General features: G+C 60.6%; 26 protein-coding genes and 1 pseudogene. 11 read left to right on the top strand and 16 right to left on the bottom strand.

The genetic code is table 11. From position 1 onward, the window contains the following. Positions 1 to 175 precede the first annotated feature (175 nt). Entirely contained in the window at positions 176 to 745 is a 570-nt protein-coding gene (locus tag JFU47_RS30950; protein WP_201188070.1) for a YceI family protein, read from the top strand. A gap of 84 nt (positions 746 to 829) precedes the next feature. After that, complete coding sequence (locus JFU47_RS30945) at positions 830 to 1552, top strand: GNAT family N-acetyltransferase (RefSeq protein ID WP_201188068.1); 723 nt, start codon at positions 830 to 832, stop codon at positions 1550 to 1552. Positions 1553 to 1803: 251 nt separating this feature from the next. On the opposite strand, the gene JFU47_RS30940 is transcribed toward JFU47_RS30945, so the two are convergent. Together JFU47_RS30940 and JFU47_RS30935 are read right to left on the bottom strand one after the other, a co-directional pair. Then, complete coding sequence (locus JFU47_RS30940) at positions 1804 to 2931, bottom strand: DmpA family aminopeptidase (protein ID WP_201188065.1); 1128 nt, start codon at positions 2929 to 2931, stop codon at positions 1804 to 1806. Between the two features lie 205 nt (positions 2932 to 3136). Continuing rightward, complete coding sequence (locus JFU47_RS30935; protein WP_201188063.1) at positions 3137 to 4240, bottom strand: extracellular solute-binding protein; 1104 nt, start codon at positions 4238 to 4240, stop codon at positions 3137 to 3139. Positions 4241 to 4351: 111 nt separating this feature from the next. Here JFU47_RS30935 and JFU47_RS30930 point away from each other — a divergent pair. Next, positions 4352 to 5125 (top strand): annotated as a pseudogene (locus JFU47_RS30930) (helix-turn-helix transcriptional regulator). Between the two features lie 23 nt (positions 5126 to 5148). On the opposite strand, the gene JFU47_RS30925 reads toward JFU47_RS30930, so the two are convergent. Further along, positions 5149 to 6087 (bottom strand): class I SAM-dependent methyltransferase, encoded by a 939-nt coding sequence (locus JFU47_RS30925; protein ID WP_201188061.1) that lies wholly within the window; start codon positions 6085 to 6087, stop codon positions 5149 to 5151. A 282-nt stretch (positions 6088 to 6369) separates the two neighbouring features. Between JFU47_RS30925 and JFU47_RS30920 the strand changes: the two genes are divergently transcribed. The 6 genes from JFU47_RS30920 to JFU47_RS30895 all read left to right on the top strand — a co-directional run bounded on the left by JFU47_RS30920 (position 6370) and on the right by JFU47_RS30895 (position 9895). Further along, positions 6370 to 6990, top strand: coding sequence for a cytochrome b/b6 domain-containing protein (locus tag JFU47_RS30920; RefSeq protein ID WP_201188059.1), 621 nt, complete (start codon positions 6370 to 6372; stop codon positions 6988 to 6990). Continuing rightward, a complete protein-coding gene (locus JFU47_RS30915) occupies positions 6987 to 7772 on the top strand; it encodes a molybdopterin-dependent oxidoreductase (protein WP_201188057.1) in 786 nt (261 codons plus the stop codon). The genes JFU47_RS30920 and JFU47_RS30915 overlap by 4 nt, the downstream gene beginning before the upstream one ends. 68 nt (positions 7773 to 7840) lie before the next feature. Further along, the gene (locus tag JFU47_RS30910) at positions 7841 to 8137 is read left to right on the top strand and encodes a pentapeptide MXKDX repeat protein (RefSeq protein ID WP_201188055.1); all 297 of its coding nucleotides are present in this window, start codon (positions 7841 to 7843) and stop codon (positions 8135 to 8137) included. 181 nt (positions 8138 to 8318) lie between these two features. Continuing rightward, positions 8319 to 8726 carry a response regulator gene (locus JFU47_RS30905; protein WP_201188052.1) on the top strand — a complete coding sequence of 136 codons (408 nt, stop codon included), beginning with the start codon at positions 8319 to 8321 and terminating at the stop codon, positions 8724 to 8726. Positions 8727 to 8901: 175 nt separating this feature from the next. Beyond that, positions 8902 to 9114, top strand: a complete 213-nt coding sequence (locus tag JFU47_RS30900) for a DUF1059 domain-containing protein (RefSeq protein ID WP_008156959.1) — start codon at positions 8902 to 8904, stop codon at positions 9112 to 9114. A 112-nt stretch (positions 9115 to 9226) separates the two neighbouring features. After that, positions 9227 to 9895: an HAD-IA family hydrolase gene (locus JFU47_RS30895; RefSeq protein WP_201188050.1), complete on the top strand. Its 669-nt coding sequence runs from the start codon at positions 9227 to 9229 to the stop codon at positions 9893 to 9895. A 106-nt stretch (positions 9896 to 10001) separates the two neighbouring features. Here JFU47_RS30895 and JFU47_RS30890 read toward each other — a convergent pair whose 3' ends face one another. Both JFU47_RS30890 and JFU47_RS30885 read right to left on the bottom strand, forming a co-directional pair. Next, positions 10002 to 10661, bottom strand: a complete 660-nt coding sequence (locus JFU47_RS30890; protein ID WP_201188048.1) for a methyltransferase family protein — start codon at positions 10659 to 10661, stop codon at positions 10002 to 10004. A gap of 136 nt (positions 10662 to 10797) precedes the next feature. Continuing rightward, positions 10798 to 11745 carry a GlxA family transcriptional regulator gene (locus JFU47_RS30885; protein WP_201188046.1) on the bottom strand — a complete coding sequence of 316 codons (948 nt, stop codon included), beginning with the start codon at positions 11743 to 11745 and terminating at the stop codon, positions 10798 to 10800. A gap of 123 nt (positions 11746 to 11868) precedes the next feature. On the opposite strand from JFU47_RS30885, the gene JFU47_RS30880 reads away from it, so the two are divergent. Beyond that, positions 11869 to 12660, top strand: coding sequence for an SDR family NAD(P)-dependent oxidoreductase (locus JFU47_RS30880; protein ID WP_201188044.1), 792 nt, complete (start codon positions 11869 to 11871; stop codon positions 12658 to 12660). Positions 12661 to 12727: 67 nt separating this feature from the next. After that, positions 12728 to 13657: a pyridoxal-phosphate dependent enzyme gene (locus JFU47_RS30875; protein WP_201188042.1), complete on the top strand. Its 930-nt coding sequence runs from the start codon at positions 12728 to 12730 to the stop codon at positions 13655 to 13657. A 52-nt stretch (positions 13658 to 13709) separates the two neighbouring features. Here the strand turns inward: JFU47_RS30875 and JFU47_RS30870 are convergent, their stop codons facing one another. The 11 genes from JFU47_RS30870 to JFU47_RS30820 all read right to left on the bottom strand — a co-directional run bounded on the left by JFU47_RS30870 (position 13710) and on the right by JFU47_RS30820 (position 25603). Beyond that, positions 13710 to 14027, bottom strand: coding sequence for a DUF2388 domain-containing protein (locus JFU47_RS30870; protein WP_123366494.1), 318 nt, complete (start codon positions 14025 to 14027; stop codon positions 13710 to 13712). A gap of 306 nt (positions 14028 to 14333) precedes the next feature. Continuing rightward, complete coding sequence (locus JFU47_RS30865) at positions 14334 to 15641, bottom strand: OprD family porin (protein WP_201188040.1); 1308 nt, start codon at positions 15639 to 15641, stop codon at positions 14334 to 14336. Positions 15642 to 15743: 102 nt separating this feature from the next. After that, a complete protein-coding gene (locus JFU47_RS30860; protein ID WP_201188039.1) occupies positions 15744 to 16316 on the bottom strand; it encodes a PPC domain-containing DNA-binding protein in 573 nt (190 codons plus the stop codon). A 118-nt stretch (positions 16317 to 16434) separates the two neighbouring features. Beyond that, complete coding sequence (locus JFU47_RS30855) at positions 16435 to 18012, bottom strand: aldehyde dehydrogenase (NADP(+)) (RefSeq protein WP_201188037.1); 1578 nt, start codon at positions 18010 to 18012, stop codon at positions 16435 to 16437. A 31-nt stretch (positions 18013 to 18043) separates the two neighbouring features. Continuing rightward, positions 18044 to 19003, bottom strand: a complete 960-nt coding sequence (locus tag JFU47_RS30850; protein WP_201188034.1) for an amidohydrolase family protein — start codon at positions 19001 to 19003, stop codon at positions 18044 to 18046. Then, positions 18996 to 19955, bottom strand: a complete 960-nt coding sequence (locus tag JFU47_RS30845) for an amidohydrolase family protein (protein ID WP_201188032.1) — start codon at positions 19953 to 19955, stop codon at positions 18996 to 18998. Before JFU47_RS30845 ends, JFU47_RS30850 begins: the two co-directional genes overlap by 8 nt. A gap of 15 nt (positions 19956 to 19970) precedes the next feature. Then, the gene (locus tag JFU47_RS30840) at positions 19971 to 20429 is read right to left on the bottom strand and encodes a thioesterase family protein (RefSeq protein ID WP_201188030.1); all 459 of its coding nucleotides are present in this window, start codon (positions 20427 to 20429) and stop codon (positions 19971 to 19973) included. A gap of 63 nt (positions 20430 to 20492) precedes the next feature. Next, positions 20493 to 22391, bottom strand: a complete 1899-nt coding sequence (locus JFU47_RS30835) for a TRAP transporter large permease (protein WP_201188028.1) — start codon at positions 22389 to 22391, stop codon at positions 20493 to 20495. Positions 22392 to 22406: 15 nt separating this feature from the next. Further along, positions 22407 to 23450: a TRAP transporter substrate-binding protein gene (locus JFU47_RS30830; protein ID WP_140683699.1), complete on the bottom strand. Its 1044-nt coding sequence runs from the start codon at positions 23448 to 23450 to the stop codon at positions 22407 to 22409. A 166-nt stretch (positions 23451 to 23616) separates the two neighbouring features. After that, a complete protein-coding gene (locus tag JFU47_RS30825) occupies positions 23617 to 24822 on the bottom strand; it encodes a CaiB/BaiF CoA transferase family protein (RefSeq protein WP_140683701.1) in 1206 nt (401 codons plus the stop codon). Position 24823: 1 nt separating this feature from the next. Next, positions 24824 to 25603, bottom strand: a complete 780-nt coding sequence (locus JFU47_RS30820; protein WP_201188026.1) for an enoyl-CoA hydratase-related protein — start codon at positions 25601 to 25603, stop codon at positions 24824 to 24826. Between the last annotated feature and the right edge of the window lie 13 nt (positions 25604 to 25616).

Below are 25616 nucleotides of genomic sequence, written 5' to 3'. Positions count from 1 at the left end.
AATCATTAAACACCTGCACGGCGGCCGTATTGGGGCGGCCAATTGCGTGGACCGACAGGTGGTCGGAAGTCTGAGTGGCAGGTGGCATTAACCGCGTTTATTTGCTTTAGTCCACCTATCGCTGGCTTATGCGTGCGGCGCCTCAGCTCAAACGGGAGCTCGACCGGAGAATCCCATGAAACATCGACTCCCGACCTGCGCCCTGCTGGTTGCCGGCCTTGCATTCGGCGCGCTGCCTTGCGCCCAGGCGGCCGAATACACGCGGGTCAATGAAACCGCCAGCACGATCGCCTTCACCTATAAACAGTTCTCCTCACGGGTATACGGCACGTTCGGCAAGTTCGACGCCACGCTTGATTTCGACACGGCGAAACCGTCAGCAGCCCACGCCGCGCTCACCATCCAGCTCGACAGCATCGATGCCGGAAGCAGCGACGCTAACAGCGAATTAAAAAAGCCAGCATGGTTCAACACTGCAACGTATCCGGTGGCGACGTTTGAATCGACCGGCGTGAAGGCCCTGGGCAACAATCGTTACTCGATCACTGGCAAACTCACGCTCAGAGGGATTACGCATGTAGTGGATGTACCGGTGCTTTTGAAGTCCGAGAACGCCATCGGGATTTTCGATGGCCAGTTAACGCTCAAGCGCAGTGACTTCAAAGTCGGCGAAGGCGAATGGGCCGACAGTGTTGTCTCCGACAAGATCAATATCCGGTTTCGGATGGTTGCGCCGCAGCGGTAACTCGGCCAGGCGCGCATGGCGTCGGTTATGATAGGCACGCCCGCGAACATACCCTTCACGTCCGCCCCGGAATCAGAGCCACGAATGCCCCAGATCACCCATTTCAAAACCCCGTGCCCCGAGCACATCAATAGCCAGATCCTGCAGATGGTGGTCGATTACCTGACCGACATCAGCATGGTCGCTATCGCGCCCAGCAACCTGTTGTACAACGTGTACCAGTACGCGATCGGCTACGAGGTTCACCTCTATCTGGAGGCGTTGAACGGGGCGAAAGGGATTGCGGTGGAGTTGCTCGTCGCGACCGACGAAGACGACCCCGAGAAGGTCGTCGGCTTCTTGCTGTACCTGCCGGTCAAGGACGATCCCGATGCATGCGGTGTCGCGTATATGGCGGTGAGTGCCAGCCATCGACGCCAAGGTATTGCCCGGCGGATGCTGCAGGAAATGGTCGGCCGCTACCCGCATGCCGAGCTGACGTGCGCGGTGGCCAAGGTTCCGTATTTTGAGGCAATGGGGTTTCAGGTGCTGGGCGTGCGCGCTACTCAAGTGCTGATGAACACCCGCGACCACAGCACCGATGGCTTGATGGCCGTGCTGGACGTGGCATCGATCTACAGCTCGCTCGAGGTGCGACAGATTCATACGTACCTGCTGCAAAAACACGGCAAGCGGGCCATGCTCGATGCGGAAAAACAGCGTGACCGACACCTGGACCAGATGACGCGCAAGGCGAGTGAGTTTGTGCGGGAGCGACTCGGTGAAGGTGCGGTGCCAGTTCCTTCCCCTCGGCTACGGCTGGTCTAGTCGCTTCGATTCAACGCAAAAAAGCCCTTGGTGCGGACAACGCGCCAAGGGCTTTTTTGTGTCTGGATTTCGTGCAGATAAAAAAGAGCCTCAAAGCTCGTTGATGGGGAGGAAGTAGAGCCCTCGAGGCTCAAGATGCGCATGAAACAAGTGGTGAGCTTGGTAGGGGTTCATTTCACTCACCACTTACGCAACGGCTTGAGCAAACAAGCGGCTGCGTAGAGTCATCGTAGAAAGTTGAGGGTTGGCGCTCAAGTACCGCTAGTCGAATCCCCTGGCCAACCCGCTCGACGCAAGGCGTTGAGCAGCGTCCCGGCGTCCAGTCCCGGCACCGCATGCCCGTTGCCTTCGGCGGTGTCGGAGGCCAGCAAGGCATTGATGATCGCCTCCTCCACCGCTTCGGTGGCGGCCAGGAACAACTCGCTGATGTGGTCGTTGTTGACCATGCTCAGGTTGTCGGTGGTCGGCGCACGCTTGCTCTCGTAAGCGGCGGGAGGCACATCGTTGCCGGTGGCGAAGGCGATGAAGATGTCACCGCTGTGGTCTTCATTGCCGCCGCCGGTGCGGGCCAGGCCGAGGCTGGCGCGCTGCGCGAGGCGCGTGCACTGGTGTGGCAGCAACGGTGCATCGGTGGCCAGGCAGACGACAATCGAGCCCATGCCCGGATGCGGCAAGGACGCCTTGAGGAACGGTGAGTCGGCCTGTTCCATATAGCGCCCGACCGGGTAACCGTCGACGCGCAGTTCGTTGCGGATGCCATGGTTGGCCTGGACGATGGCACCGACGGTCCAGCCGCCCTGAGCACTGTTCAGACGTCGCGAAGCGGTGCCGATCCCGCCCTTGAATTCGTGGCAGATCATGCCGCTGCCGCCGCCGACGGCGCCTTCGATCACCGGACCACCCACCGCCGTGCGCAGCGCTTCGGCCACATGTTCGACCTTCACGTGGAAACCGTTGATGTCGTTGAGCAGACCGTCGAAGGTCTCCAGCACCACCGGCATGTTCCAGTAGAGTCGCCCGTCATCGGGCTGCTGTTCACGGTCCAGCACAACCAGCGCATCGCGCACCACGCCCAGGCTGTGGGTGTTGGTGAAGGCGATCGGGCTGGTCAGCAGGCCGGCCTCGCGAATCCACTCCAGACCCGTGGCGTCGCCATTGCCATTGAGCACATGGACGCCGGCAAAGCACGGTTGTTGGCTGGTAGAGCCAGCACGTGGTTCGATCACGGTGACGCCGGTCAGGATGTCGCGGCCGTTGGCGGTGCGTCCTCGCACATTGCTGTGGCCGACCCGTACGCCGGGCACATCGGTGATGGCGTTGAGCGGGCCGGGTTGCAGTTGGCCGAACTGGATGTTCAGGTCGCGGGCACGTGGTTTCATCGTTTCTCTCATCTTCAATTCATTCAAAAAAATTATTGGCTAACGCAATCCCTGTAGCAGCTGGCGAAGCCTGCGTTCGGCTGCGCAGCAGTCGTGAAATCAGGCAGTGCGTTGTTCCTGGTGGACCGAGATTTCAGAATTTACGACTGCTTCGCAGCCGAACGCAGCCTCGCAAGCTCGACAGCTGCTACAGATCCCATCGGGTTCACTGACCGTTTTTGACTTTGCTCCAGATCCGCGTGCGTACGCGCTCGGTGGCGGGCGGCAGAGGCTGAAGGGTGAATAATGTGGCCATGGCTTCGGCGGACGGATACACGGCAGGGTTGTTGCGGGTCGCTTCGGCCACCAGTGGCGTCGCGCTGCGGTTGCCGTTGGGGTAGGAGAGGTGATCACTGACCGGCGCGATGACGTCGGGGCGCATCAGGTAGTCGATAAAGGCCAAACCCTGTTCCGGGTGCGGCGCGTCCTTGAGCAACACCAGTGTGTCGAACCACACCGGCGCGCCTTCTTTCGGCAGGCTGTAGGCGATCTTCACGCCGTTGTTCGCCTGCTGGGCAGTGTTCTTGGCTTCCAGCATCGCGCCGGACCAACCCACCGCCACGCAGATGTTGCCGTTGGCCAGGTCGCTGATGAACTTGGACGAGTTGAAGTAGGCAATGTGCGGACGCAGCTTGAGCAGCAGTGCTTCGGCCTTTTTGTAGTCCTCGGGGTTGGTGCTGTTGGGTGGCAGGCCGAGGTAGTGCAGGGCGACCGGCAGCATTTCGGCCGGCGAGTCGAGCATGGCCACGCCGCACTGACCGAGTTTGGCCAGGTTTTCTTCGTTGAACACCAGGTCCCAGGAATCCACCGGCGCCTTGTCACCCAGCGCGGCGCGGACCTTGTCGATGTTGTAGCCGATGCCATTGGTGCCCCACAGATATGGCACGGCGTACTGGTTGCCCGGGTCGTTGTTGGCCAGTTTTGCCAACAGGTCGGCGTCCATGTTTTTGAAGTCCGGCATCTGCGCGTGGGGCAGAGGCGCAAGGGCACCGGCCTTGATCAGGGTCGGCAAGCTGAAGTTGCTGGCCACCACCACGTCGTATCCGCTGCGGCTGGTGAGCAATTTGCCCTCCAGTACTTCGGCACTGTCGAAGGTGTCGTAAACCGGTGCAATTCCGGTGTCACGCTTGAAATCCTGCAGGGTCGTGGGACCAATGTAGTCGTACCAGTTGTACACGTGAACCGTCGGGCCGTCGGCGGCAACCGCCGATAGCGAGACTGACAGACAGGCGCCCAGTCCAAGATTGAAATGCGAGCGGTGACGACTCATGATGCGGCACTCCTGGCCTGCTGCAGGCCGGTGATGATCAGGTGCTTGCAGCGTATCGATCGGGAGTGGACTCACCCATTCCCATCATGGGTTACTCGAAAGGGGTAGGGCGTGGACGCGTTGTTGAAAGAGTTACCGGTGCACCAAGGGCTGGCGCGGGTATTTGGTGCCTTGGGGCAGGACGGGTTCTGGCGTGCGCTGGTCGACACTCTGCGGCTGCTGGTGCCGATGGACAACGCGTTGGTCGCGGTAATGCGGGCCGGACGGGTGCCGCGTCTGCTGATCGACTTCGACTCAAAGGGCGGTGCTGCCGAGCAAGAAGAACTGGCGGATTACAGCGCTGGCATGTACTTGCTCGACCCGTTTTATCAGGCCGCTTGTGCCGGCATCGCCGACGGCTTGCACAGCCTCGAGTCGGTGGCCCCCGACCAGTTCCAGCAGAGCGAGTACTACCTGAGCTACTTCCGCACCGTGGTGGGCGGTGACGAGTTGCAGTTCATGGTCAACGTCGAGGGCGCCGTGCTCGGTTTGTCGTTGGGACGCTCGACGCGATTCACGCTTGAGGAACAGGGCCGTCTGCTTTGCGTGCGCGATTGGATACTGGCGGCGATGCGCCGTCACCTGCAATTGATGCCGCCGGAAGGACCGGCAACCGAGGCGGTGGCCGGGGATCTGGCAACCCTGCTGGATCGCTTCGACGCGCGTCTGTCAGTGCGGGAAATCGAAACGGCGCGCCTGATTCTTCAGGGCTTCTCAAGCAAGGCCATCGCCTAGCAGATGGGCATTTCCCCGGAGACGGTGAAGGTGCACCGGCGCAATCTCTATCACAAGCTCAATGTGAATGGGCATGGTGAGTTGTTTGCGTTGGTGTTGCAGCCGCGCTGAGATCAACATCAAAAGATCGCAGGCTAACCCAGCCTGAACACTAGCGCCTTCAACCCGCATTCAACATCGGCATCGGGAAACTCCGGCGGATTGTCCAGCCGTTGCTCGAAACGCAGGCTCGGTGCTTCGCGGGTGACGCCGTCGATGAGGAAGTCCGCACCGAACGCCGGATCGTTCATGCACGCCAGCACCGTGCCCTGAGGGCTGAGCAATTCCGGCAGTCGGCGCAGCACGCGCTGGTAGTCCTTGGTCAGCAGAAAACTGCCTTTCTGAAAGGACGGTGGGTCGATGATCACCAGGTCGTAAGGGCCCTTGCCGATCACCTTGCCCCAGGATTTGAACAGGTCATGACCGAGGAACGTCACCTTGCTCAGGTCGTGGCCGTTGAGCCGGTGATTATCGCGACCACGGCTCAGGGCCGGGCTGGACATGTCCAGATTGACCACGTGCGTCGCACCCCCTTCGATGGCCGCTACTGAGAATCCGCAGGTGTAGGCGAACAGATTCAGCACGCGCTTGCCTTGAGCATTGGCCCGCACCCAGTCGCGGCCGTAACGCATGTCGAGGAACAGGCCCGTGTTCTGCTTGCGGCCCAGGTCCACCCGGTAATGCAGGCCGCCCTCAGTGATCGTCATTTCGTCGATCGCGTCCCCCAACAGCCACTCGGTGGTGCTTTGCAGCAGGTAGCGATGTTGCAGCAGCAGGGTGTGCGCGCCGGATTGCGTCCACGCAGGCGAATGCGTGAGGTCCATCAGCGTCTGTTTCAACGCTTCCAGCTGCGACGCTTCGGGTTCCTTGAACAGCGACACCAGCACCACGCCCTGCAACCAGTCGACCGTCAATTGCTCCAGCCCCGGCCAGCACCGGCCACGGCCGTGGAACAGCCGACGGGTTTCGGCGGGGGCAGTGGCCAGTGCTGTCAGCAGATGGTCGTGGAGGGTGGAGAGAGCGTCAGCGTTCATCGGGCAGGGCCAGCAATTTGTTGGGGCGGCATTTTAACCACAATTGAGCCAAGGGCGGACCACGCAAAAAAACTGTGGGAGCGAGCCGGCTCCGGGCGGCGTTCCGACGATGGCGGCATTAGATTCAACATACATGTTGACTGACCCACCGCCATCGCGAGCAGTCTCGCTCCCACAGGTTATATGGGGGGAGTTATCACGATTAATTTAACTTTACGTGAGGATTTGGCGATCTGTCGGCTCGCATACTCGGCTCCAACGATCAACCGCCGGGAGCCCATCATGTCGCAGTTACCTGCTTCACCCGCCGTCAGCAGCCATCCCCGCTGGCTACGGCTGACCCATTGGCTGAACGCCCTGGCGGTATTGGTCATGGTGACCAGCGGTTGGCGAATCTATAACGCTTCCCCGCTTTACGATTTCAGCTTTCCCAAAACGATCACCTTGGGTGGCTGGCTCGGTGGCGCGTTGCAATGGCATTTCGCGGCGATGTGGTTTCTGGCCGCCAACGGTCTTGTCTACCTGATCATCAACCTCGTCAGTGGTCGTCTGAAACGGCGCTTTTTCCCGGTTTCACCCAAAGGGGTTTTGCATGACCTGTGGGCGGCACTGCGGGGCCGGTTGGGGCATGCCGATCTGAGTCATTACAACCAGGTGCAACGGGTGGCGTACCTGTTCGTGATGGTCGACATCACGCTGCTGGTGATGTCCGGGCTGGTGTTGTGGAAGTCCGTCCAGTTTCCGCTGTTGCGTGAACTGCTGGGCGGTTACGAAGGTGCGCGGCACGTGCACTTCATCGCGATGTCGCTGTTGGTGGCCTTTGTCGCGGTTCATCTGGTGATGGTCGCGCTGGTTCCCAAAACGTTGTGGGCCATGATTGTCGGTCGCAAGGAGGTCGTATGAAAAAGCGCATTCAAGGCTCAGGGCTGGACGAGTCGTCCATCCTGACTGACGCCAGAAAGGTCCTTGCACCACAGATCGAGGACCGCTCACGACGCTCGTTCCTGATGCGTGGCCTGACCCTCGGCGGCGTGGCCATGTTGTCCGGCTGCAACCTCACCGACAACGAGAGCGTCGAAACCGCGTTGTCCTCCATGTCCCGGTTCAACGATCGGGTGCAGGGCTGGTTGTTCAACCCCAATGCCCTGGCGCCAACCTATCCCGAGTCAATGATCACCCGGCCGTTTCCGTTCAATGCCTTCTACGGCATCGACGAGGCGCCGACGGTGGAGGAAGAAAGTTACCGACTGGAAGTGACCGGCATGGTCGCCGACAAGCGCAGCTGGCGCCTGGAAGAACTGCGCGCCATGGCCCAGACCGAACAGATTACCCGACACATCTGCGTCGAAGGCTGGAGCGCGATCGGCCGCTGGGGCGGCGTACGGTTCAGCGACTTCCTGAAACGGGTCGGTGCCGATACGGATGCCAAGTTTGTCGGCTTCAAATGCGCGGACGACTACTACACCAGCATCGACATGGCCACCGCACTGCATTCGCAAACCTTGCTGACGCTGACCTATGACGGCGCGGTGCTGCCTCGCCAGTACGGCTTCCCGATGAAGCTGCGCATGCCCACCAAGCTGGGCTACAAGAATCCCAAACATATTCAGGCGATGTTCGTCACCAACACCTATCCGGGTGGCTACTGGGAAGACCAGGGCTACAACTGGTTCGGTGGCAGCTGATGGCGCCTGGCCACTTCACTGCGCAGCGTCCGCTGCGTTTCGCAACCTGTGCTTCAAGGAGTTCCATCATGAAAAAGTTAGCGACCACCGTACTGTCCATGTGCCTGGCGTTTGGCGCCGCCAGCGTGTTTGCCGCCGATGCAACAACCAATAACGGCATGAGCAACGACAGCATGAGCAAGGATTCAATGTCTAAAGACGCCATGCACAAAGACACGATGAAAAAGGACGCCATGACCAAGGATTCCATGAGCAAGGACGCGATGAAGAATGACACCATGTCCAAGGACGCCATGAGCAAGGACGGAATGAAAAAGGACGCGATGTCCAAGGACACCATGAAAAAAGACGCTCCGTCGTACTGATCCGCACACCCTTCTTTCGAGGCCAGACCCTGGTTTTCGGCGCCCATACAGCGCTGTATGGCGCCTGATTCATCGCCCGATTGCATCAAAAATGAATTTCCGCGAAGTCCGCTGCTCATACCTGATAGGTAGCGGATTTGAGCCCGCGAAATCATTTATACGATCAGGGAGCGGCAAAGTCATGTGTCCAGTATCGACGGCAGGCGATCACCTTCCTGGCGGGTTGATTCTTGTGGTTGAGGACGACCCGCTGATCCTGGAGTTTCTCTGCGAAATTCTTCAGGAGGAAGGCTTTGTGGTTGAACCGCATGTCAGCGCAGACGCCGCATCGGAATATCTGGAACAGCACGCCAACGAGGTGGTGCTGTTGCTCACGGACATCACCATGCCAGGCAAACGCAATGGCGCGGACCTGGCCAACGAGTTCGGCGACCGCTGGCCGGACAAACCGATCATGATCATGTCCGGTTTTGAAACACCGGAAAGCGCCGGGGTCAGGCATTCGGTTTCATTCATCAAGAAACCGTGGGCGCTCGGGCAATTGCTGGACTGTGTGGAAGGTGCCTTGAAGTCGAAACGTACCCTGTAGAACCTGCGGCAGCTCCGCGGAGATTCGGGGTGTTTGCGAGCCTGCCACGATGCGCCTTGTGGCGGGCCTATACTTCAAGAGTCGGCACACTCGTCGTGTTTGATGTCTGGGGTGGCGCGTCGAGTGATCGTTAACGCAGGCCTCAGCCTGCCTTCGTCGTAGGGAGGAGAAGATCATGGCGCGTAAATACATCGACTGCCGCGAGTTTCCAAGCGATGCCAAATGCTCGGTCGCACTGTCCGCAGACTCTGAAAACGAACTGCTCGAAGCCGCCGCACAGCATGCGGTCAGTGTTCACAAGCATACCGACTCACCGGAACTGCGCGCTCAACTGAAGACGATGTTTCACGACGGCACCCCGCCTGTTGAAGCACCGCGTCCCGCTTAGCAAGGAGATCCTCTTCAGGAGTTGCCGAAGGCGCGGGTCGCGTTCGGCAGCTCCTCGCAAATGCTACATTGCTCGGCGAACCCGCCTGGCACTTGCGAGAGGAAGCTCCCCCTTGTCTGCTCAAGAATCCGTCTTAAACACCCCGTACCGCGCTTTTCTGTTTGATATGGACGGCACCGTCCTCAATTCCATCGCCGCTGCCGAGCGGATCTGGGCGGCCTGGGCCTTGCGCCACGGCGTCGATGTCGTCTCATTCCTGCCCACCATCCATGGCGTTCGCGCCATCGACACCATCAATCGTCTGGCGTTGCCCGGGGTGGATGCCGAGGCTGAAGCGGCGTTCATTACCGAGGCGGAAATCGAGGATGTCGAGGGGATCATCGAAGTGCCTGGCGCGGCGAACTTCCTGAAGTCGCTGCCCGCCAACCAGTGGGCGATCGTCACCTCGGCGCCGAAGGCGTTGGCGTTGCGGCGGATGGCCGCAGCGGGTATTCCAGAGCCTTTGGTGATGGTCACTGCCGAGGACGTCAGTGCCGGAAAGCCTGATCCCGCGGGCTATCGACTGGCGGCCAAGCGCTTGGGCGTTGAACCGGCCGATTGCCTGATTTTCGAAGACGCCACCGTGGGCATTCTCGCGGCCGAGGCGGCGGGCGCGGGCCTGATCGTGGTGACCGCGACCCACGACCATCCGCTCCAGACCCCGCATGCCACATTAGCCAGCTACAACTCGGTCGAGGCCCGCACAGATGCCGACGGTCTCATCCGCCTAACGAAGATCTAATGTGGGAGCGAGCCTGCTCGCGATGGCGGAGTGTCATTCAAAATAAATGTTGAATGTCAGGCCCCCATCGCGAGCAGGCTCGCTCCCACATTAGGGGTGTGTTGTTTCAGTAAACCCCGGGAATCAACCGCCAACTGCGGGCGCAGTAAGCCTCGTATTCGCTGCCGAACTGCGTCCTTAACAGCGCTTCTTCGGCGTGAATGCGGGCGATCAGCGGGATCAGCGTCACCGCGGCCAGCAACAGGCCAACGCCGGAACGAAAGGCCAGTGCCCAGCCCACGGCAGTGACCATCAGCCCCAAATAACTGGGGTTGCGCAAGGTGCGATAAATCCCGTCGGTGACCAGCGTGTGCCCAGGCTGAATCGCCACCAGTCCACTGAAACGCTTGCCCAGCACAAACACCGGCCACAGCCGCAGCGTGCCGCCGATGATGAACAGCAACGCGCCGAGCCAGCGCACGCCTTCGCCACCAAAGGTCCAGAAATCGATCCGGTCGGTGTAGGCCGGCAGGTACCCGCTCAATAAACCGATCACCCCGAACGCCGGCAGCACCCAACGATTGGCCCGGTCTTCACGTTCGCCGGAACTCAGGTTGACCTCAGTGAACAAGGACGCGATGGCCATCACCAAAGTGGCAAGCACAACGACCACCAGCGGTGCATGAGAGAAAAACGCCGAGAGTCCGCCAAGCCCCCACACCGCGAGCCCAAGGTAGGCGAGGGTGGAAACAACGGCGAAAAACGCCAGTTTGGCCGAGATTTTCATCTACACCTCCACAAACGGACCTGACACCGTTCAGTGTAGGAGCTGCCGAAGGCTGCGATCTTTTGATCTTGAGCGGTATTGAAGACAGCCAAAGATCAAAAGATCGTCCGAACGCGGCCCGAACCTGCGGCAGCTCCTACGTAGCGGTGTCGGCCCTGGCATTGCGCCGAATCACCTGCGGCGGCTGCCCGAACGCCCGAAGGAAGGCTTCGCGCATGCGGCGGCAGTCGCTGAAGCCGGATTCTTCGGCGATCTGGTCGAGGGTCAGCCGCCCGCGTTCCAGCATCTGCCGCGCGGCTTCCAGGCGCAGGTTCTCGATGGCTTTGGCCGGTGATTGACCGGTTTCCGCCCGAAAAGCCCGGCTGAACTGCCGAGGGCTGAGGCGTGCGACGTCCGCCAGTTGCTCCACCGATAACGTCTCGGTGAGGTGTTCTCGCGCATAGCCCAGGACGGTTTGAATGCGGTCGGATTTCGCCTCCAGTTCCAGCAGCGCCGAGTGCTGCGACTGGCCGCCCGCGCGGCGGTGGTACATCACCAGTTTCTGCGCCACGGAACGGGCGAGTGCGGCGCCATGATCCTTTTCGACCATGGCCAGCGCCAAGTCGATGCCGGCGGTCATCCCGGCGGAAGTCCAGATCGAACCGTCGACGACGTAGATGCGGTCTTCTTCGACCTTGATCGACGGAAACCGCGCTTGCAGTTCCCGTGCATAAGCCCAGTGGGTGGTGGCCCGCCGTCCGTCGAGCAAACCGGCCTGGGCCAGGACGAACGCCCCGGAGCAGATCGACGCCGTGCGTCGTGCGGTTTTAACGCTGTCGCGCAGGTAAGTCAGCACGCCCTCGGGTGCCTGCTCGAGGATGGCATCGCCGCCCACCACAATCACCGTGTCGAACACTCGCTCATCAAAAGCCTGTGTGCCGACACTCAAACCACCGGAAGCACGCAACGTGCGGCCATCTTCGGAGATAACGCTCACTTCGTAGAGCGCCTCGCCAGCGCTGAAGTTGGCGTACTCGAACACCGGCATGGCCGCCAGCGCCATGGACTGGAAACCTTCAAAAACCACAAACGCCACGGAAGTCATTGAGGTGTCCTCAAAAGGTTGTGTCCGAAAAACGTACGTTATACGTCATTTGAGACAGGCGTTAGACTCTTTATAACGGTTCACACCCGGCGACGTTATCGCCTCAATGTGAAGGAAATCGACATGGCTCTCTCATCCAAAGGTACCGCGCTGATCACTGGCGCCTCTTCGGGCATCGGCGCGGTGTATGCCGACCGTCTCGCCCGGCAGGGTTACGACCTGATTCTGGTCGCCCGCAGCCAGGAAAAACTGAACGCCCTGGCCAACCACCTGAGTAACGAAACCGGTCGCGCCGTCGAAGTGGTCGTCGCCGATTTGAAAGACAAGGCCGACGTGCGGCGGGTCGAAGAAATTTTACGCTCCGACGCCAGTATCACCTTGTTGGTCAACAACGCCGGGGTCGGCGCTGTCATGCCGCTGCTCGGTAGCCCTGTGGATGACATGGAAGACATGATCACCCTAAACGTGACCGCTTTGATGCGTCTGGCTTACGCGGTGGTGCCAGGCTTTGTCGCTCGCGGCACCGGGACGGTGATCAATATCTCCTCGATCGTTGCCATCGCCCCGGAAATTCTCAACGGCGTGTATGGCGGGACCAAGGCGTTTGTCCTCGGCCTGAGCCAATCGATGCACCACGAGCTGGCCGACAAAGGCCTTCGCATCCAGGCCGTATTGCCCGGTGCCACGGCCACCGACTTCTGGAGCGAGGCCGGCAACCCGGTGGAAAACCTGCCGCAAGAGATCGTGATGTCTGCCCAGGACATGGTCGATGCCGCGCTGACGGGCCTGGCGCAAGGCGAAGTGGTGACCATTCCGGGCCTGCACCAAGGCGACCAGTGGGACACCTACGAAGCCCAGCGCCAGACGCTTTCAGGCTTGTTCGGCCATTCCACGGCCGCCCCGCGTTATCGCTGAAGCGGTAGCCGCCGGGCAGGGTGAACTAAGCTTGGATAAGGACCGTTCCCCTTTAAGGAGCTCCACCATGCTTCACATCAGAACTCCGTTGATTCTGCACCCGGGCCTGTCAACGCCGGCCCGGCGGATCTGGCTCAAGCTGGAAAACCTGCAACCCAGCGGTTCGTTCAAATTGCGTGGCATGGGTCTTTTGTGCAGTCAGGCAAAGGCGCAGGGCAAACGCAAAGTCGTCTGTCCTTCCGGTGGCAATGCCGGGTTCGCCACCGCCGTTGCTGCCGCCAGCCTGGGGTTGAAAGCCTGCATTGTAGTGCCGCACACCACACCGGAAACCACCCGCGCACGGATCAGGAAAACCGGTGCCGAGGTGATCGTCCATGGCAAGCTCTGGGACGATGCGAATCAACGGGCGAAGGAACTCTCGCAAGGCGCGGACACTGAATACGTGCCGGCCTTCGATCATCCGGTGTTGTGGGAAGGGCATAGCACGATAGTCGATGAAATCCTCGAAGATTGTCCTCAGGTCGATGCAGTGGTGACGTCGGTAGGGGGTGGTGGTTTGCTGGCGGGCATTCTCACCGGGTTGATTCGCCATGACCGCATGGACTGCCGGATCATTGCTTGCGAAACCCAGGGGGCAGCCTCTTTTGCGGCCGCGGTCGCTGCCGGGCATCCGGTCAGATTGCCGCGGATCGACACCGTTGCCACTTCGCTAGGCGCTGCTCAGGTAGCCGCCTGGCCGGTGCAGCACATCCTCGATTTCCCGCACGAATGTGTCGTGCTCAGCGATGACGAGGCGATCATGGGCGTGGTTCGTTACGCCAACGACCTGCGTCAGTTGGTGGAGCCGGCGTGTGGTGTTTCGTTGGCGATTGGATACCTGGACCATCCGGCGATTGCCGAGGCCCATGATGTGGTGATTGTGGTGTGCGGCGGCGTGAGCATCAGCGCGCAATTGGTGGCAGGTTGGGCGCGTTTATCCGGCGCTGAAGCAAGGTAGGGCTGCAAACGCTATCCGGGTGTCGCGAGCCCCACCGCTACTTTTTCAGCCTTCATTGCCCTGCAGCAGCGCCATCCTGGACGAGGATCGCTCTGGCCAGATCTTCGTCGCTGGCATTGAGGCCGGGATTGTCCTGACGAATCTGTTTTAAGACCGACTCCAGATAAACCCCACGAATCGCACCGCCACTGGCAACGAAGCTGGAGGCGTCATCCCGGGCAGGAATCATGAGTTTGTGGTCCTTGAACGTTGAGTACAACGATGCGGAAACCCCGGCTGACGTGGCGACATCGCCCGCATCCACTTTGGCCATAGCGGAGCCGAAGGGTAAACACAGCAAAAGGGAAGAGATGATAATCAGGCGGCGCATGACGGTGTCCTCTGAAAGCGTGAAGCAAAAAAAGGAAGTACCTCATCATTTAGGATGCGTGGCGGTCGTCAGGAGTTCCCTGTCGGTGCGTGATCAGTCCAACGCCTGCCTCTGAAAAAACTCAGCCCCTCGCCGCACACACGATGATCTCCACCAATAACGCCGGATCAGCCAGCTTGGCTTCGCCGCAGGCGCGGGCCGTGGCCCTTGGTCAGCACAGGCAAAGCGCTGACCCAGTGTCAGCGCTGAGTCCAAGAGGCAAGGCGAGCATCCTCCCATTGCGCGCAATCCCTTTAGGGCTCTCTGCTAAAGCAAAGGAATGCTGTAGCTCACGATCAAGCGATTCTGGTCCTGATCACGGGACGCCTCGCTGTTGGACTTGCCGTTACGCCATCCGAACCCGACACCTTTAAGCGTGCCGGACTGAATCACGTAGTCCAGCGCAATGTCCCGCTCCCATTCCTTCTGGGTATCGCCAGAGGTCGTCTTGATGTCGTCCCCGCTGAGGTACATGACGGACGCTTTCAGTCCGGGCACCCCCATGGCGGCAAAATCATAGGCGTATTGACCGAAGGCTGTGCGCTCGCCCGCGCGGGTGAAGGTTTGAATCAGACGGTCGGTGTACAGATAAAGGCTGGAGCCGCCGGCCCCCTTGTTGGCCAGCCCGCCCTGATTGAGCTGCGTGAAGTTGCTGCCACTCGAAACGCTTTGATAGCCCGCTGTGAGGCCATGGCCACCCACCGTGTAAATCAGCGCGGCGCTCCAGGTTCGATTGTCGATCTCGCCATCATTGCCTTGGGTGTAGCCGCTGATTTTGTAGCCTGAAGTGCCCGAACTGTTTGCACCGGATGAATCGGTCTTGAAGTAGCGCAAGTCGGTTTTCAGCGATTGACCTTCCGTGATCGCCAGCGTGTGGATCAGTCCGAAAAACTGCTGGGTGTAGTAGTTGTCGAGGTTGGCGTAGTAATACTGGGCCGTCAGGTCCTTGGTGACTTTCCAGTCGCCGCCGGCGAAGTCGAACGCGTTGCTTTCACGGGTGCCGCCCGTGGCGGCCAACCCCGTCTGATCGCTCGAGCCCCGACCGGTGGCGTGTTCGATTCGGCCTCCCGTGAGGGTCAAATCGTTAAACTCGCCCGAGGTGATCTGGCCACCTTCGAAGGTCTGCGGCAGCAGGCGGCCGTCGTTGGACACCAGGATCGGCAGCTTCGGCATCAGCGTGCCCAAGCGAAGTTCGGTTTTCGAGATTTTGACTTTGCCGGTCAACCCCAACCGGCTCCATTCGTCGACGGCGCTGTTGTCGCTATCCGAAGGAATCATGCTGCTGCCGACGTGCCGTCCCTTGCCGCTGTCCAGCGTAATCCCCATCAGGCCCAGCGCGTCGACGCCAAAACCAACCGTGCCGTCGGTGTAGCCCGACTTGTAGTCCAGCATGAAACCCTGTGCCCACTCTTCGGTTTTCGAAGGCGCGGCGGTGCCGTCACGGTTGTCGTTGTTGAAGTAGAAATTTCTCATCCCCAATGTCGCTTTGCTGTCACTCAGGAAGTCGGCGTGCGCCTGGGTGCTGAGTGCAATGGCACCCAATGCAAACGTCACCGCCGTTTTCTTGTTACTCATCTGAATCGCCCCTTTTTTTTGTAGTTTGTATTTGGGAGGGTGGCTCCCGCAGTAGCGGGTGCCGGCAACGTTCGATGCCTGCGGGAGCGTTGTTCGCCTGGCTTAAATACCCAACACGTTGGCGCCGATGCACGGGTCAATCCCGCGCTCCAGACGACGCTGGTGCACGATCACGGTGATTTCCATCGAGCCGGTGGTGACGTCAAAGTCGAGGATGTGGCCGCCATAGGCTTGAAACGTGGCGTCACCGGCAACACCGTGCATATGGATCGAAGGCTGTTCGTTCTTCCAGGCCACGGAACCGGTGATGCTGGCCATCTCGACACTGTTCAAGGTCTTGGCGTCGAAGTCTTTCTTGTCTTTGTTCCAGAAGCCGAACTTCACATTGCCGAAGCCGATGCCGCTGATGGAGGCGCTGGGGATTTTTTCGGCGATGGCCAGTTTGGTCAGCTCCTTGAAGGCGTTATCGCCCATGCGCAGCACCATGAGATAACCGGTGGGGGTTTTGGTGTAGCGCGGTGTCGTTTCAGTTACACATTGCATGGGTGCTGCCGTCGCGGTGGGTGCGGTTTCTGCAACCGCCAGTGAAGAAAACGTTGAATTGATCAGAACGGCAGCGGTGACCGCCAACATCATCTTGGAGAGACGCAGTGTCGGGTGAAGTTGAACGTGCATGAGACTTCCTCTGTTTTTGTTGTTGTGGGCTACAGCGTTTTTTGAGGCGAGCGTGTCCGGCGCCTATTTTTCGATAGGCGACGGAGTTGTTATTAACGGTGGGTGTTAGTTCGGAGACTTACAGCGCATCACAGCTGCTGACACCGTCAATCAATCGGGCAATACCCAGCGGGTTGGCGTCCTTCAGGGCGTCCGGCAGCAAACTGTCGGGGCAGTTCTGATAACAAACGGGACGCAGAAAACGATCAATCGCCAATGTTCCGACCGATGTACCGCGAGCATCCGAAGTGGCCGGGTACGGTCCGCCGTGAACCATCGCATCGCAGACTTCCACGCCGGTCGGATAACCGTTGAACAGCACGCGCCCGACTTTCTGTTCCAGCAGGGCCAGAACATCGCCCAGCGCGTCGGTTTCGGAGTCTTCGACAATCAAGGTCGCGGTCAACTGACCCCGCAAACCGTGCAGTGCCTGGATCAACTCGGCCTGGTCAGCGACTTCCACCACGATGGTGGTCGGGCCGAAGACTTCTTCCTGAAGCAACTCATCACCATCAATCAGCAGGCTGACATCGGCCTTGAACACTTGCGGCTGCGCCTGATTGCCCTGTTGTGCAGCGCCGGCCAGGTGCGTCATGCAGGGGTGTGCGTGAAGATTTTCCAGACCGTGGCAATAGCTTTTCAGCGCGCCGACGTTAAGCATCGTTTGCGCGGATTGCTCGCCCATCAATCCGGTGAAACGTTCGAGGAAGGCAGTGAACTCTGGCGAACGAATACCCAGTACCAAACCGGGATTGGTGCAGAACTGACCCGCACCCAGCACCACGGAAGCGCTCAGCTCGGCAGCGATCTTGTCACCGCGCGCCTTCAGTGCTTCCGGCATCAGCAACACCGGATTGATGCTGCTCATCTCGGCGAACACCGGGATCGGTTGAGGACGTGCCGCTGCCATGTCACACAACGCCCGACCGCCACGCAATGACCCAGTGAAACCCACCGCCTGGATAGACGGGTGCTTGACCAATGCTTCACCGACGCTGCCGTAAAGCATGTTGAACACACCGTCAGGCATTCCGGTTTTTCTGGCCGCGCGAGTGATCGCATCGGCGACGTAATCGGCGGTTGCCATGTGACCGCTGTGGGCCTTGAACACCACTGGGCAACCCGCTGCGAGGGCAGAGGCGGTGTCACCGCCGGCGGTGGAGAAGGCCAGCGGAAAGTTGCTGGCGCCGAACACGGCGACCGGACCGAGCCCGGTGCGGTACTGGCGCAGGTCGGGGCGAGGTAACGGTTGGCGGTCGGGCAGCGCACGATCAATGCGGGCACCGTAGAAGTCGCCGCGACGCAGCATGTTGGCGAACAGGCGCATCTGGCCGCTGGTACGTGCCCGCTCACCTTGAATACGGCCGGCGGGCAGGGCGGTTTCCCGGCACACCAGGGCGATGAACGAGTCGTCCAGCGCCTCAAGCTCAGTGGCAATAGCCTCCAAAAACTGAGCGCGTCGGGCGGATGAAAGAGTGCGAAAGATCGGGTAAGCCGTGGCCGCTGCTTCTGCCGCCGCATTCACTTCATCCACGGTCGCCTGATGGAAGCGATACGGCAGTGCTTCGCCGGTACTGGCGTCGTGGCTTTGCAAGGTGCTCGAGCCTTTAGCCGAACGAGCGCCAGCGATGTAGTTGTGGCCTGAAACTTCGAACATGGGAACTCCTGAAGGGCTGTTCAAATGAGGGTCAAGTGAGCCGGTAAATGCGTCGGGCGTTGTCATGAAACAGGGCGAGCCGATCCGTGAGGGAGCGGTCGCTGACAATCGTTTTGAAGCCGTCGAAGATCTCGCTCATGCCGTTCACGACGCCGTCGACCGGGTAATTGCTGGCAAACGCACAGCGACTGACATCAACAATTGAAATTGCGTCGTTCACCACCACGCGGTTCGACTCGACGGGCCAGGCCTTGCCGGGGATACAAATGCCGGAAATTTTCAGGGCGACGTTCGGCTCCCGTGCCAGCAACGCGAGGTTTTTTCGCCAGCCCGCCAACCCTTCTTCCGAACGATCAGATGGCAGCGCCGTGTGATTGACCACGATGGTCACGTCGGGAAAGTCCCTGGCCAGCTCGGCGGCTTCCGACAGATGCCACCAAGGCGCCTGCAACTCGAAATGCAGGCCGTTTTCAGCCAGTTGCGCGTAACCCTCGCGCCAACGAGGGTCGCGCATGGAGCCCGGCGCCACGAAATCTTCGTGCCATGCCTCAAGGGTGGCGACCGCAGGCTTGTGGCGCACGCCGCGCACCAACGGATGATCGCCGTACAGCCGCAAGAGGTCCGATGCGTCTTCACGATCAAGCCAGGCCTGCGCCACCATCGCCGCCAGGCTCGGTTCGTTGTGTGCCAGTGACTCGACAAACCTCACCTCATCGGCCGGCGTCGCGGGGTCCCATTCACCCTCGATGACGACGGTCTGCACGATGCGATGGTTGCCCGTCAGCCGGCGATAGTCCTCAGGCAGAAAGTTGCGGCAGATCGATGAGTAATCGCCATAACGAAAAGGGCGCAACGGGCGGTCGTTCAGCCACGGGTAGTAATGGGCCTCGATATCGAAATAGTGCTGATGGGCGTCGACGATGGGTAAGTCCGCATCTTCGCCGCTGGCCAGAAAGCGCGCACGCCAGTCGATCACGGATGGGTTATCCATGCTGTTCCTCCAAACGATAAAAGCGTTGTGCATTGCCGGCGAACACTGCTTCCTGCACGGCACGTCCCAGTGGCGCGAGCATTGCGGCCACGCCATCGGCAATCGTGTCGTAGGACGCGCGCAATCCGGCGACCGGGAAATTGCTGGCGAACATGCAGCGCTCGGGGCCGAAGATCTCCAATGCGGTCAGCACCACGATCCGGTTGTCGTCGTAGTTCCAGGGCGAGTCTTTCAACCCGAACTCCGACAGCTTGATGTGCACATTGGGCTGCAAGGCCAGTGCTTCCAGGCCTTTGCGCCAGCGGGTCATGCCTTGCGGGCTGCGATCCCAGGCGAAACCGGTGTGGTTGAGGGCGATCTGGATGTGCGGAAACATCGCCGCCACTTCGGCGGCCTCGACCAGGTGCCACGGCGGCACGCGCAGGTCCCACGACAGACCGTGGTCAGCCAGCCGCGAAAAGCCTTCCAGCCATTTCGGGTCTTGCATGGTGCCGCGGGCCCCGGCAATCGACACGTCCGGCGATGCCGAAGTCACCGGTTTGGAGCGGATGCCTTTCACCAGCGGCCTGGCGGCCTGAGCCGCGAGAACTTCGGCGCTGTCCTCACGGTCGAACCAGGCGTGGGCAACGATGGCATTCGGGAAGCCGTAACGGGCATTCACCTGTTCCAGCCAGCGTGTCTCGGCGACTTGCTCATCGCGAGCACGTTCGGCCTCGACATGCACCGTGCCCACCAACCGTTGTCTTTCGGTCAGGGCAAGAAAGTTTTCCGGCAAGAAATCACGGCACAGGCTGCGATAGTCGCCGAGAAAAAAATCTTCGTGATAGTCGTCCTGCAGCCAGGGATAACGACCGTTGCCCAGGTCCCACAGGTGGTGGTGAGCATCGACAATCGGTAGCGCATCCTCGGCCGCAAGGTTGGGCAGGCCATTGCGTTCGTGCAGCGTGATCATGAGGTCGTCCCTTGCTCAGCGTGACGCGGCGAATTGGGAAGGGCTGAGCACGCTGTCTTCGACTTCTCCGGCGGCCGCCGCCTCGGCCTTGGCCTGAACGCGGCTGCGCAGTTTGGCGACGTTCACCACCACCCGGGTATGCGCCGCCGTGGCCACCAGCTCGACGTCATCGCGCACTTCGACGTTGAAGGTGACGCTGCGGCCGTCGATTCGGGTGACCGTGGCGACGATGCTGACCGACATGCCCAACAACGTGGCCCCGACGTGGCGGATGTCGACGGCCGCACCGACGGTGTTTTCGCCCTCATCCAGGAAGGTGAGCAGGTAATCAAGACAGGTCTGTTCGATGTCATCCACCAACCGGGGCGTGGCGTAGATGCGCAAGTCCTCGCCCAGAAACGAGATGGTGCGTTCCCGGTCGACGATCAATCGGCGCTCGGTGGCGATGCCGGCTTGCAGTGTGGAAAAGTTCATAAAAAACCTCGTGTTTGAGGGCCGGCAGTCGGGCTTGCACCGTCGGCTGAAGTCAAAGGTGATTCAGACAGTGGGCAGGAAACCGATGGAAACCCATGGCACGGCGATCAGCACGCCCAGGGCTATAACGAGTGCGCCGAGATACGGCCAGACCCGGCGCATGGCGCCGCTGGGGTCGACCTTGGCGATGGCGCAAGCGGCATAGAAGCCCACGCCAAACGGGGGGGCAAACAAACCCAGGCCCATGGCGAAGATCGCGACCATGGCGTAATGCACGTCGTTGATGCCCATGGCCTTGGCAATCGGAAACAGCAGCGGCCCGAACAGCACGATGGCCGGGATGCCTTCCAGAAAACTGCCCAGAAGGATGAACGCCACGGCGGAGATGATCAAAAAGCCCATCGCGCCACCCGGCACCGTCGACATCACCTGCGCCAACTGGTGCGAGAAGCCTGACTGGGTCAATGCCCAGGCCATGGCGGTGGCGCTGCCGATGATGATCAGGATCGCGCCGGACAGCGACGCGGTGCTGACCAGGATCGGATACAGCCGGCGCCAGTCAAAGCAGCGGTAGCACAGCAACCCGACGACAAAGGTGTAGGCCACGCCGATGGCGGCGACTTCGGTGGCGGTCGCGACCCCTTCAACCACCGCGGTGCGGATCACGAAGGGCAGGGCCAGTGCCGGTAACGCAACCAGCAGCGAGTGGCCGATTTCCTTGCCTGAGGCGCGTTTACCGGTGGAGGCCTCGCCTTTGCGGTTTTTCCACCAGATCACCGCCGCCATGGCGATGGCACCCACCACCGCCGGCATGAAACCACCGGTGAACAGGGCGGAAATCGACACGCCGGTCACCGAGCCAATGGTGATCAGTACCAGGCTTGGCGGAATGGTTTCCGACATCGCCCCGGAGGCATTGAGCATCGCCACCAGTTCGTTTTCATCCTCACCGCGTTTTTTCATTTCCGGAAACAGCGCCGGTGCGATGGCCGCCATGTCGGCAGCCTTGGAGCCGGAAATGCCGGAAATCAGGTAGATGGCCCCGATCAGCACATAAGACAGGCCGCCACGGACATGGCCGATCAACGAGCAAAGGAAGTGGATCATCGCGCGAGCCATACCCATGGCTTCGATCAACGCACCCAAAAATACAAACAACGGGATGGCCAGCAAGATCAGGCTCGCCATGCCTTCGTCCATCCGGCCCACCACCAGGGTCAAGGGCGTGCCGGTCATGGTCGACAGATAAGCCACCGTGGCCAGGCCGAACGCCACCATGATCGGCACGCCGATCACGATCATCGCCATCACACCGATCATGAAGAAAATGATCAGGTTCCAGTTACCCATCAGCAACATCCAGCCTTCAGCCACCCACAACAACGCGGCCAGGGAAGCCAGCATCGCCACCGACACGGAGAAGTCGATCAACCGGGCGCTGGTCAGCAGACGCGCGACACAGGTCATCAGCATCAGGCTCAGACCGACCGCGATGGCGGACACGCGAAAGGCGTTAGGGATTTCAAGGGCGGCGGTGGTGATGATCCACTCGTCGCTGACGTACTCCCAGGCCGGCGTGAACAGCAACCCAATGAACGTGATGACGATCACGGCGCCCAAGGTGTCGACAAAGGCGCGTTTTTCCAGCGGCAGCCGTCCGATGAACGAGGTCAGGCGCATGTGCTCGCCTCGACGCATCGCCACCACTGAACCGAGCATCGCCAGCCAGAGAAACAGCAGCGAGGCCAGTTCGTCGCCCCAGACGATGGGTTGATTGAGCACGTAGCGCGAGAACACATTGCAAAACAGCAGCGTGACTTCGATCACCACCAGCAACGCCGCGCTGCCCTCGGTCAGCCAGCGCAGCCCGGTGTCCAAAGCGCGACCGAGGCGAAACGTAGTGGGGCGCGTGCTGAGTCCTTCAGCGGGAGAAACATCCGTCATTGGTATTTCGTTTTTCATGACCTTGTCTCCGGCTTAGGACAGTTGACCCGCGTACTGCTCCAGCAAGCTCCAGGCTTCATCGCCGTACTTTTCTTTCCATTGGGTGTAGAAGCCTTTGGACTGCAAGTCAGCCCTGAACAATGAACGGTCGACTTTATTGAAGGTGATGCCATGGGCGGTCAGGGACGGCTCCAGGCTGGAGTTGAGATCGATCACCTGTTGACGCTGAACCAGCGCGGCGGCGTTGATTTGCCGGGAGACGATTTCCTGCACGTCCGCCGGCAGTTTTGGAAAGGTCTTGCCCGAGGCGACGATCCAGAAACCGCCCCAGATGTGGTCGGTCATGGAGCAGTATTTCTGCACTTCATAGAAACGTGCGGCTTCGACCACCACGAGCGGGTTTTCCTGACCGTCGACCACTTTGGTTTGCAGCGCCGAGTAAGTTTCGTTGATGCTGATGCCGGTAGGGGAGGCGCCCAGGGCGCTGAACATGGAGGTCCACAACGGGCTGACCAGCACACGCAGTTTGAAACCGGCCAGGTCTTGCGGTGTGTAGATCGGCCGTGTCGAGCTGGTGATCTGGCGGAAGCCGTTGTTCCAGACTTTCTCCATCGGGATCAGGCCGACCTTCTCGGTCTTGGCGCGTACGTACTCGCCCAGCTTGCCGTCCAGCGCGGCCCAGACACTGTCGTAGTCCTTGAACGCGAACGGCATGCTTTCGATCGACATGGCCGGCACCAGCGTGGAGAGAATCGCGCCTGGCAATGGAATGAAATCGATGGCACCGGCGCGCACCTGGGAGAGCATGTCGGTGTCGCCGCCCATGGCGCCGTTGGCGTACACCTGCAGATCCACGGCGCCGTTGGTTTCGGCCTTGATGGCTAGCGAAGCCGCCTTCATTTGTATGTTCAGCGGATGGGTGTCGGGCAGGCTGCTGGTGTAGCGCAACACAATGGGTTTGGTCGCGGCGAAGACGCTGGAAGGCAGCAGGTTGGCGGCGAATGCGCCACCGACGGTGACGCCGGCAGATACCAGGAATGATCGGCGGCTGACGGCCTCGGTCAAGATACGGCTCATGATGTTCACCTTATTGTTTTTGTAGTTGTTCTAAAAAACAGCGAATCAGTTAAGTGAACGCTGCTCCTTGTGGGAGCGAGCCTGCTCGCGATGAGGTCGTCAGACTCGATATCTATGTTGACTGACCCACCGCATTCGCGAGCAGGCTCGCTCCCACAGGTTTGCGTTACGCCAGTGCCACGACGGCCTGGCTTCGAATCAATTCGTCGATTTCATCTTCCGCGTAGCCGCTTTCTTTCAACACTTCGCGGGTGTGTTCACCGAGCAGCGGGGCGTGCCGACTGGTCGGTGGCGCGGCGTTGTCCATGTCGGAGAAATGAATCGGCAGGCCCATGCCGCGTACCCGGCCTTCGGTCGGGTGCTGGGTCTCGACGACCATGCCGCGTGCTTCGGTTTGCGGATGAGCCAGCGCCGCCGCGATATCGAGGACCGGCCCGGCAGGCAGGCCGAGGCTGTCGAACAGCACCATCCATTCATCCGTGGTGCGCGCGACCAGGACTTCGTTGAGGATTTCCACCAGGGCCAGACGGTGCTCCATGCGCAACGCGTTGCTGGCGAAGCGTGGGTCGGCTTCGAGTTGTGGCACGGCGAGCGCCTCAACCAGCCGTTCGTAGTTGGCCTGGTTGGCGGCACCAATGTTGATCCAGCCATCCGCGGTGCGGAACACCTGATACGGCGCGCTGGTGGAGTTGGCCGAACCCATCTTCGGCAGGATGGTGCCGTCGGCGAAATATGCCGCCGCTGGCCAGTACATCTGTTGCAGACCGGCTTCGAACAGCGAGGTGTCGACCATCTGCCCCAGCCCGGTTTTCTGCTTGGCAGCGTAGGCGGCGCAGATGCCGAGGGCGGCGAGAATGCCGGAGTTGATGTCAGCGACTGGCGAACCGGCCTTGACCGGCTCGCGCCCGGCTTCACCGGTCATGCTCATCATGCCGCTCATGCCCTGGGCAATCAGGTCGAAGCCGCCTTTCTCGCCGAACGGGCCACTGCGGCCGTAGCCGGAGATCGCGCAGTAGATCAACCCTGGATTGAGGGTTTTCAGCGTTTCGTAGCCCAAGCCGAATTTCTCCATGGTGCCGGCACGGAAGTTTTCCGTGACCACATCGGCGTCCATCAAAAGGCGGCGCAACACGTCGCGCCCGCCCTCTGTTTTCAGGTTCAGGCCAATGCCGCGTTTGTTGCGGTTCACCACCATGAACGAAGCCGATTCACCGCTGGCCATGATCGGCGAGAAGCGGCGCGAATCATCACCGCCCGGGACTTTCTCGACTTTCACCACGTCAGCGCCCATGTCGGCCAGCATCATTCCGCACACTGGGCCGGACATGATGTGAGCCAGTTCTACCACGCGCATTCCTGTCAGCGGTCCCATGTTATTTCCCCTTGAATTGTGGTTTGGCTTTCTCGATGAAAGCGTTCAGACCGATCTGAAAGTCTTCGGTGTCGTAGCAGAAGTAACTCGCGTCAATCTGCTCGACGGTGGGTGCAACGCCGGCCTCAAGCTGGCGTGCGGCCTGGCGATGCCAGCGGGCGACGAGGGGCGCGCCATTGACGATGCGTTTGGCAGTGGCGAGGGTTTCGGACTCGACCTCGGCATCAGGTACGACGCGGGTCACGAGGTTTTTTACGTAGGCGTCATGGGCGTCGAGGATGCGGCCTTCGAGAAGAATCTCCAGGGTCGTCGAGCGTCCTGCCAGCGCCACCAGACCGGCCATTTCGTCATACGACATGACCAACCCCAGCTTGCCGACCGGCGCGCCGAAACGACTGGAGGTGCCGCAGATACGCAGGTCGCACAGCGCAGCGATTTCCAGGCCGCCGCCGACACACACGCCATGGATCATCGCGATCACCGGGTGCGGGCAGTCCACGACTGCACGCATGGCCCTGGAGGTAATGTCGGCATAGACCCGGGCCTGTGCTGCGTTGGCGCGTACCGTCGGAAACTCGCTGACATCGGCGCCGGCGGCGAAGGCTTGTTCGCCGGCGCCGCGCAACACGACGCAGCGCACGGTGGCGTCGGCGGACAACTCGGTCATGACATCACCCAGGTCCTGCCACATGGACAAGGTCAGGGCGTTCATTTTCCCCGGGTGACTGAGGGTGACGATGGCAATGGATTCTTGCCGTTCGATAAGGACGGTGGGCTTCATGATTGTTCCGCTG

This window comes from Pseudomonas sp. TH39(2020) (genome assembly GCF_016650715.1).
In the GTDB taxonomy this organism is placed as follows: Bacteria; Pseudomonadota; Gammaproteobacteria; order Pseudomonadales; family Pseudomonadaceae; genus Aquipseudomonas; species Aquipseudomonas mandelii_C.
This window is presented reverse-complemented; position numbering and strand designations above follow the sequence as displayed.

Coding starts and splice junctions, on each gene's coding strand:
- JFU47_RS30820 (WP_201188026.1), bottom strand. CDS start 25,603: ATGAAGCCCACCGTCCTTATCGAACGGCAAGAATCCATTGCCATCGTC.
- JFU47_RS30865 (WP_201188040.1), bottom strand. CDS start 15,641: ATGAGTAACAAGAAAACGGCGGTGACGTTTGCATTGGGTGCCATTGCA.
- JFU47_RS30850 (WP_201188034.1), bottom strand. CDS start 19,003: ATGGATAACCCATCCGTGATCGACTGGCGTGCGCGCTTTCTGGCCAGC.
- JFU47_RS30910 (WP_201188055.1), top strand. CDS start 7,841: ATGAAAAAGTTAGCGACCACCGTACTGTCCATGTGCCTGGCGTTTGGC.
- JFU47_RS30950 (WP_201188070.1), top strand. CDS start 176: ATGAAACATCGACTCCCGACCTGCGCCCTGCTGGTTGCCGGCCTTGCA.
- JFU47_RS30915 (WP_201188057.1), top strand. CDS start 6,987: ATGAAAAAGCGCATTCAAGGCTCAGGGCTGGACGAGTCGTCCATCCTG.
- JFU47_RS30900 (WP_008156959.1), top strand. CDS start 8,902: ATGGCGCGTAAATACATCGACTGCCGCGAGTTTCCAAGCGATGCCAAA.
- JFU47_RS30875 (WP_201188042.1), top strand. CDS start 12,728: ATGCTTCACATCAGAACTCCGTTGATTCTGCACCCGGGCCTGTCAACG.
- JFU47_RS30835 (WP_201188028.1), bottom strand. CDS start 22,391: ATGAAAAACGAAATACCAATGACGGATGTTTCTCCCGCTGAAGGACTC.
- JFU47_RS30885 (WP_201188046.1), bottom strand. CDS start 11,745: ATGACTTCCGTGGCGTTTGTGGTTTTTGAAGGTTTCCAGTCCATGGCG.
- JFU47_RS30905 (WP_201188052.1), top strand. CDS start 8,319: ATGTGTCCAGTATCGACGGCAGGCGATCACCTTCCTGGCGGGTTGATT.
- JFU47_RS30925 (WP_201188061.1), bottom strand. CDS start 6,087: ATGAACGCTGACGCTCTCTCCACCCTCCACGACCATCTGCTGACAGCA.
- JFU47_RS30935 (WP_201188063.1), bottom strand. CDS start 4,240: ATGAGTCGTCACCGCTCGCATTTCAATCTTGGACTGGGCGCCTGTCTG.
- JFU47_RS30920 (WP_201188059.1), top strand. CDS start 6,370: ATGTCGCAGTTACCTGCTTCACCCGCCGTCAGCAGCCATCCCCGCTGG.
- JFU47_RS30830 (WP_140683699.1), bottom strand. CDS start 23,450: ATGAGCCGTATCTTGACCGAGGCCGTCAGCCGCCGATCATTCCTGGTA.
- JFU47_RS30825 (WP_140683701.1), bottom strand. CDS start 24,822: ATGGGACCGCTGACAGGAATGCGCGTGGTAGAACTGGCTCACATCATG.
- JFU47_RS30870 (WP_123366494.1), bottom strand. CDS start 14,027: ATGCGCCGCCTGATTATCATCTCTTCCCTTTTGCTGTGTTTACCCTTC.
- JFU47_RS30855 (WP_201188037.1), bottom strand. CDS start 18,012: ATGTTCGAAGTTTCAGGCCACAACTACATCGCTGGCGCTCGTTCGGCT.
- JFU47_RS30845 (WP_201188032.1), bottom strand. CDS start 19,955: ATGATCACGCTGCACGAACGCAATGGCCTGCCCAACCTTGCGGCCGAG.
- JFU47_RS30945 (WP_201188068.1), top strand. CDS start 830: ATGCCCCAGATCACCCATTTCAAAACCCCGTGCCCCGAGCACATCAAT.
- JFU47_RS30890 (WP_201188048.1), bottom strand. CDS start 10,661: ATGAAAATCTCGGCCAAACTGGCGTTTTTCGCCGTTGTTTCCACCCTC.
- JFU47_RS30840 (WP_201188030.1), bottom strand. CDS start 20,429: ATGAACTTTTCCACACTGCAAGCCGGCATCGCCACCGAGCGCCGATTG.
- JFU47_RS30880 (WP_201188044.1), top strand. CDS start 11,869: ATGGCTCTCTCATCCAAAGGTACCGCGCTGATCACTGGCGCCTCTTCG.
- JFU47_RS30860 (WP_201188039.1), bottom strand. CDS start 16,316: ATGCACGTTCAACTTCACCCGACACTGCGTCTCTCCAAGATGATGTTG.
- JFU47_RS30940 (WP_201188065.1), bottom strand. CDS start 2,931: ATGAAACCACGTGCCCGCGACCTGAACATCCAGTTCGGCCAACTGCAA.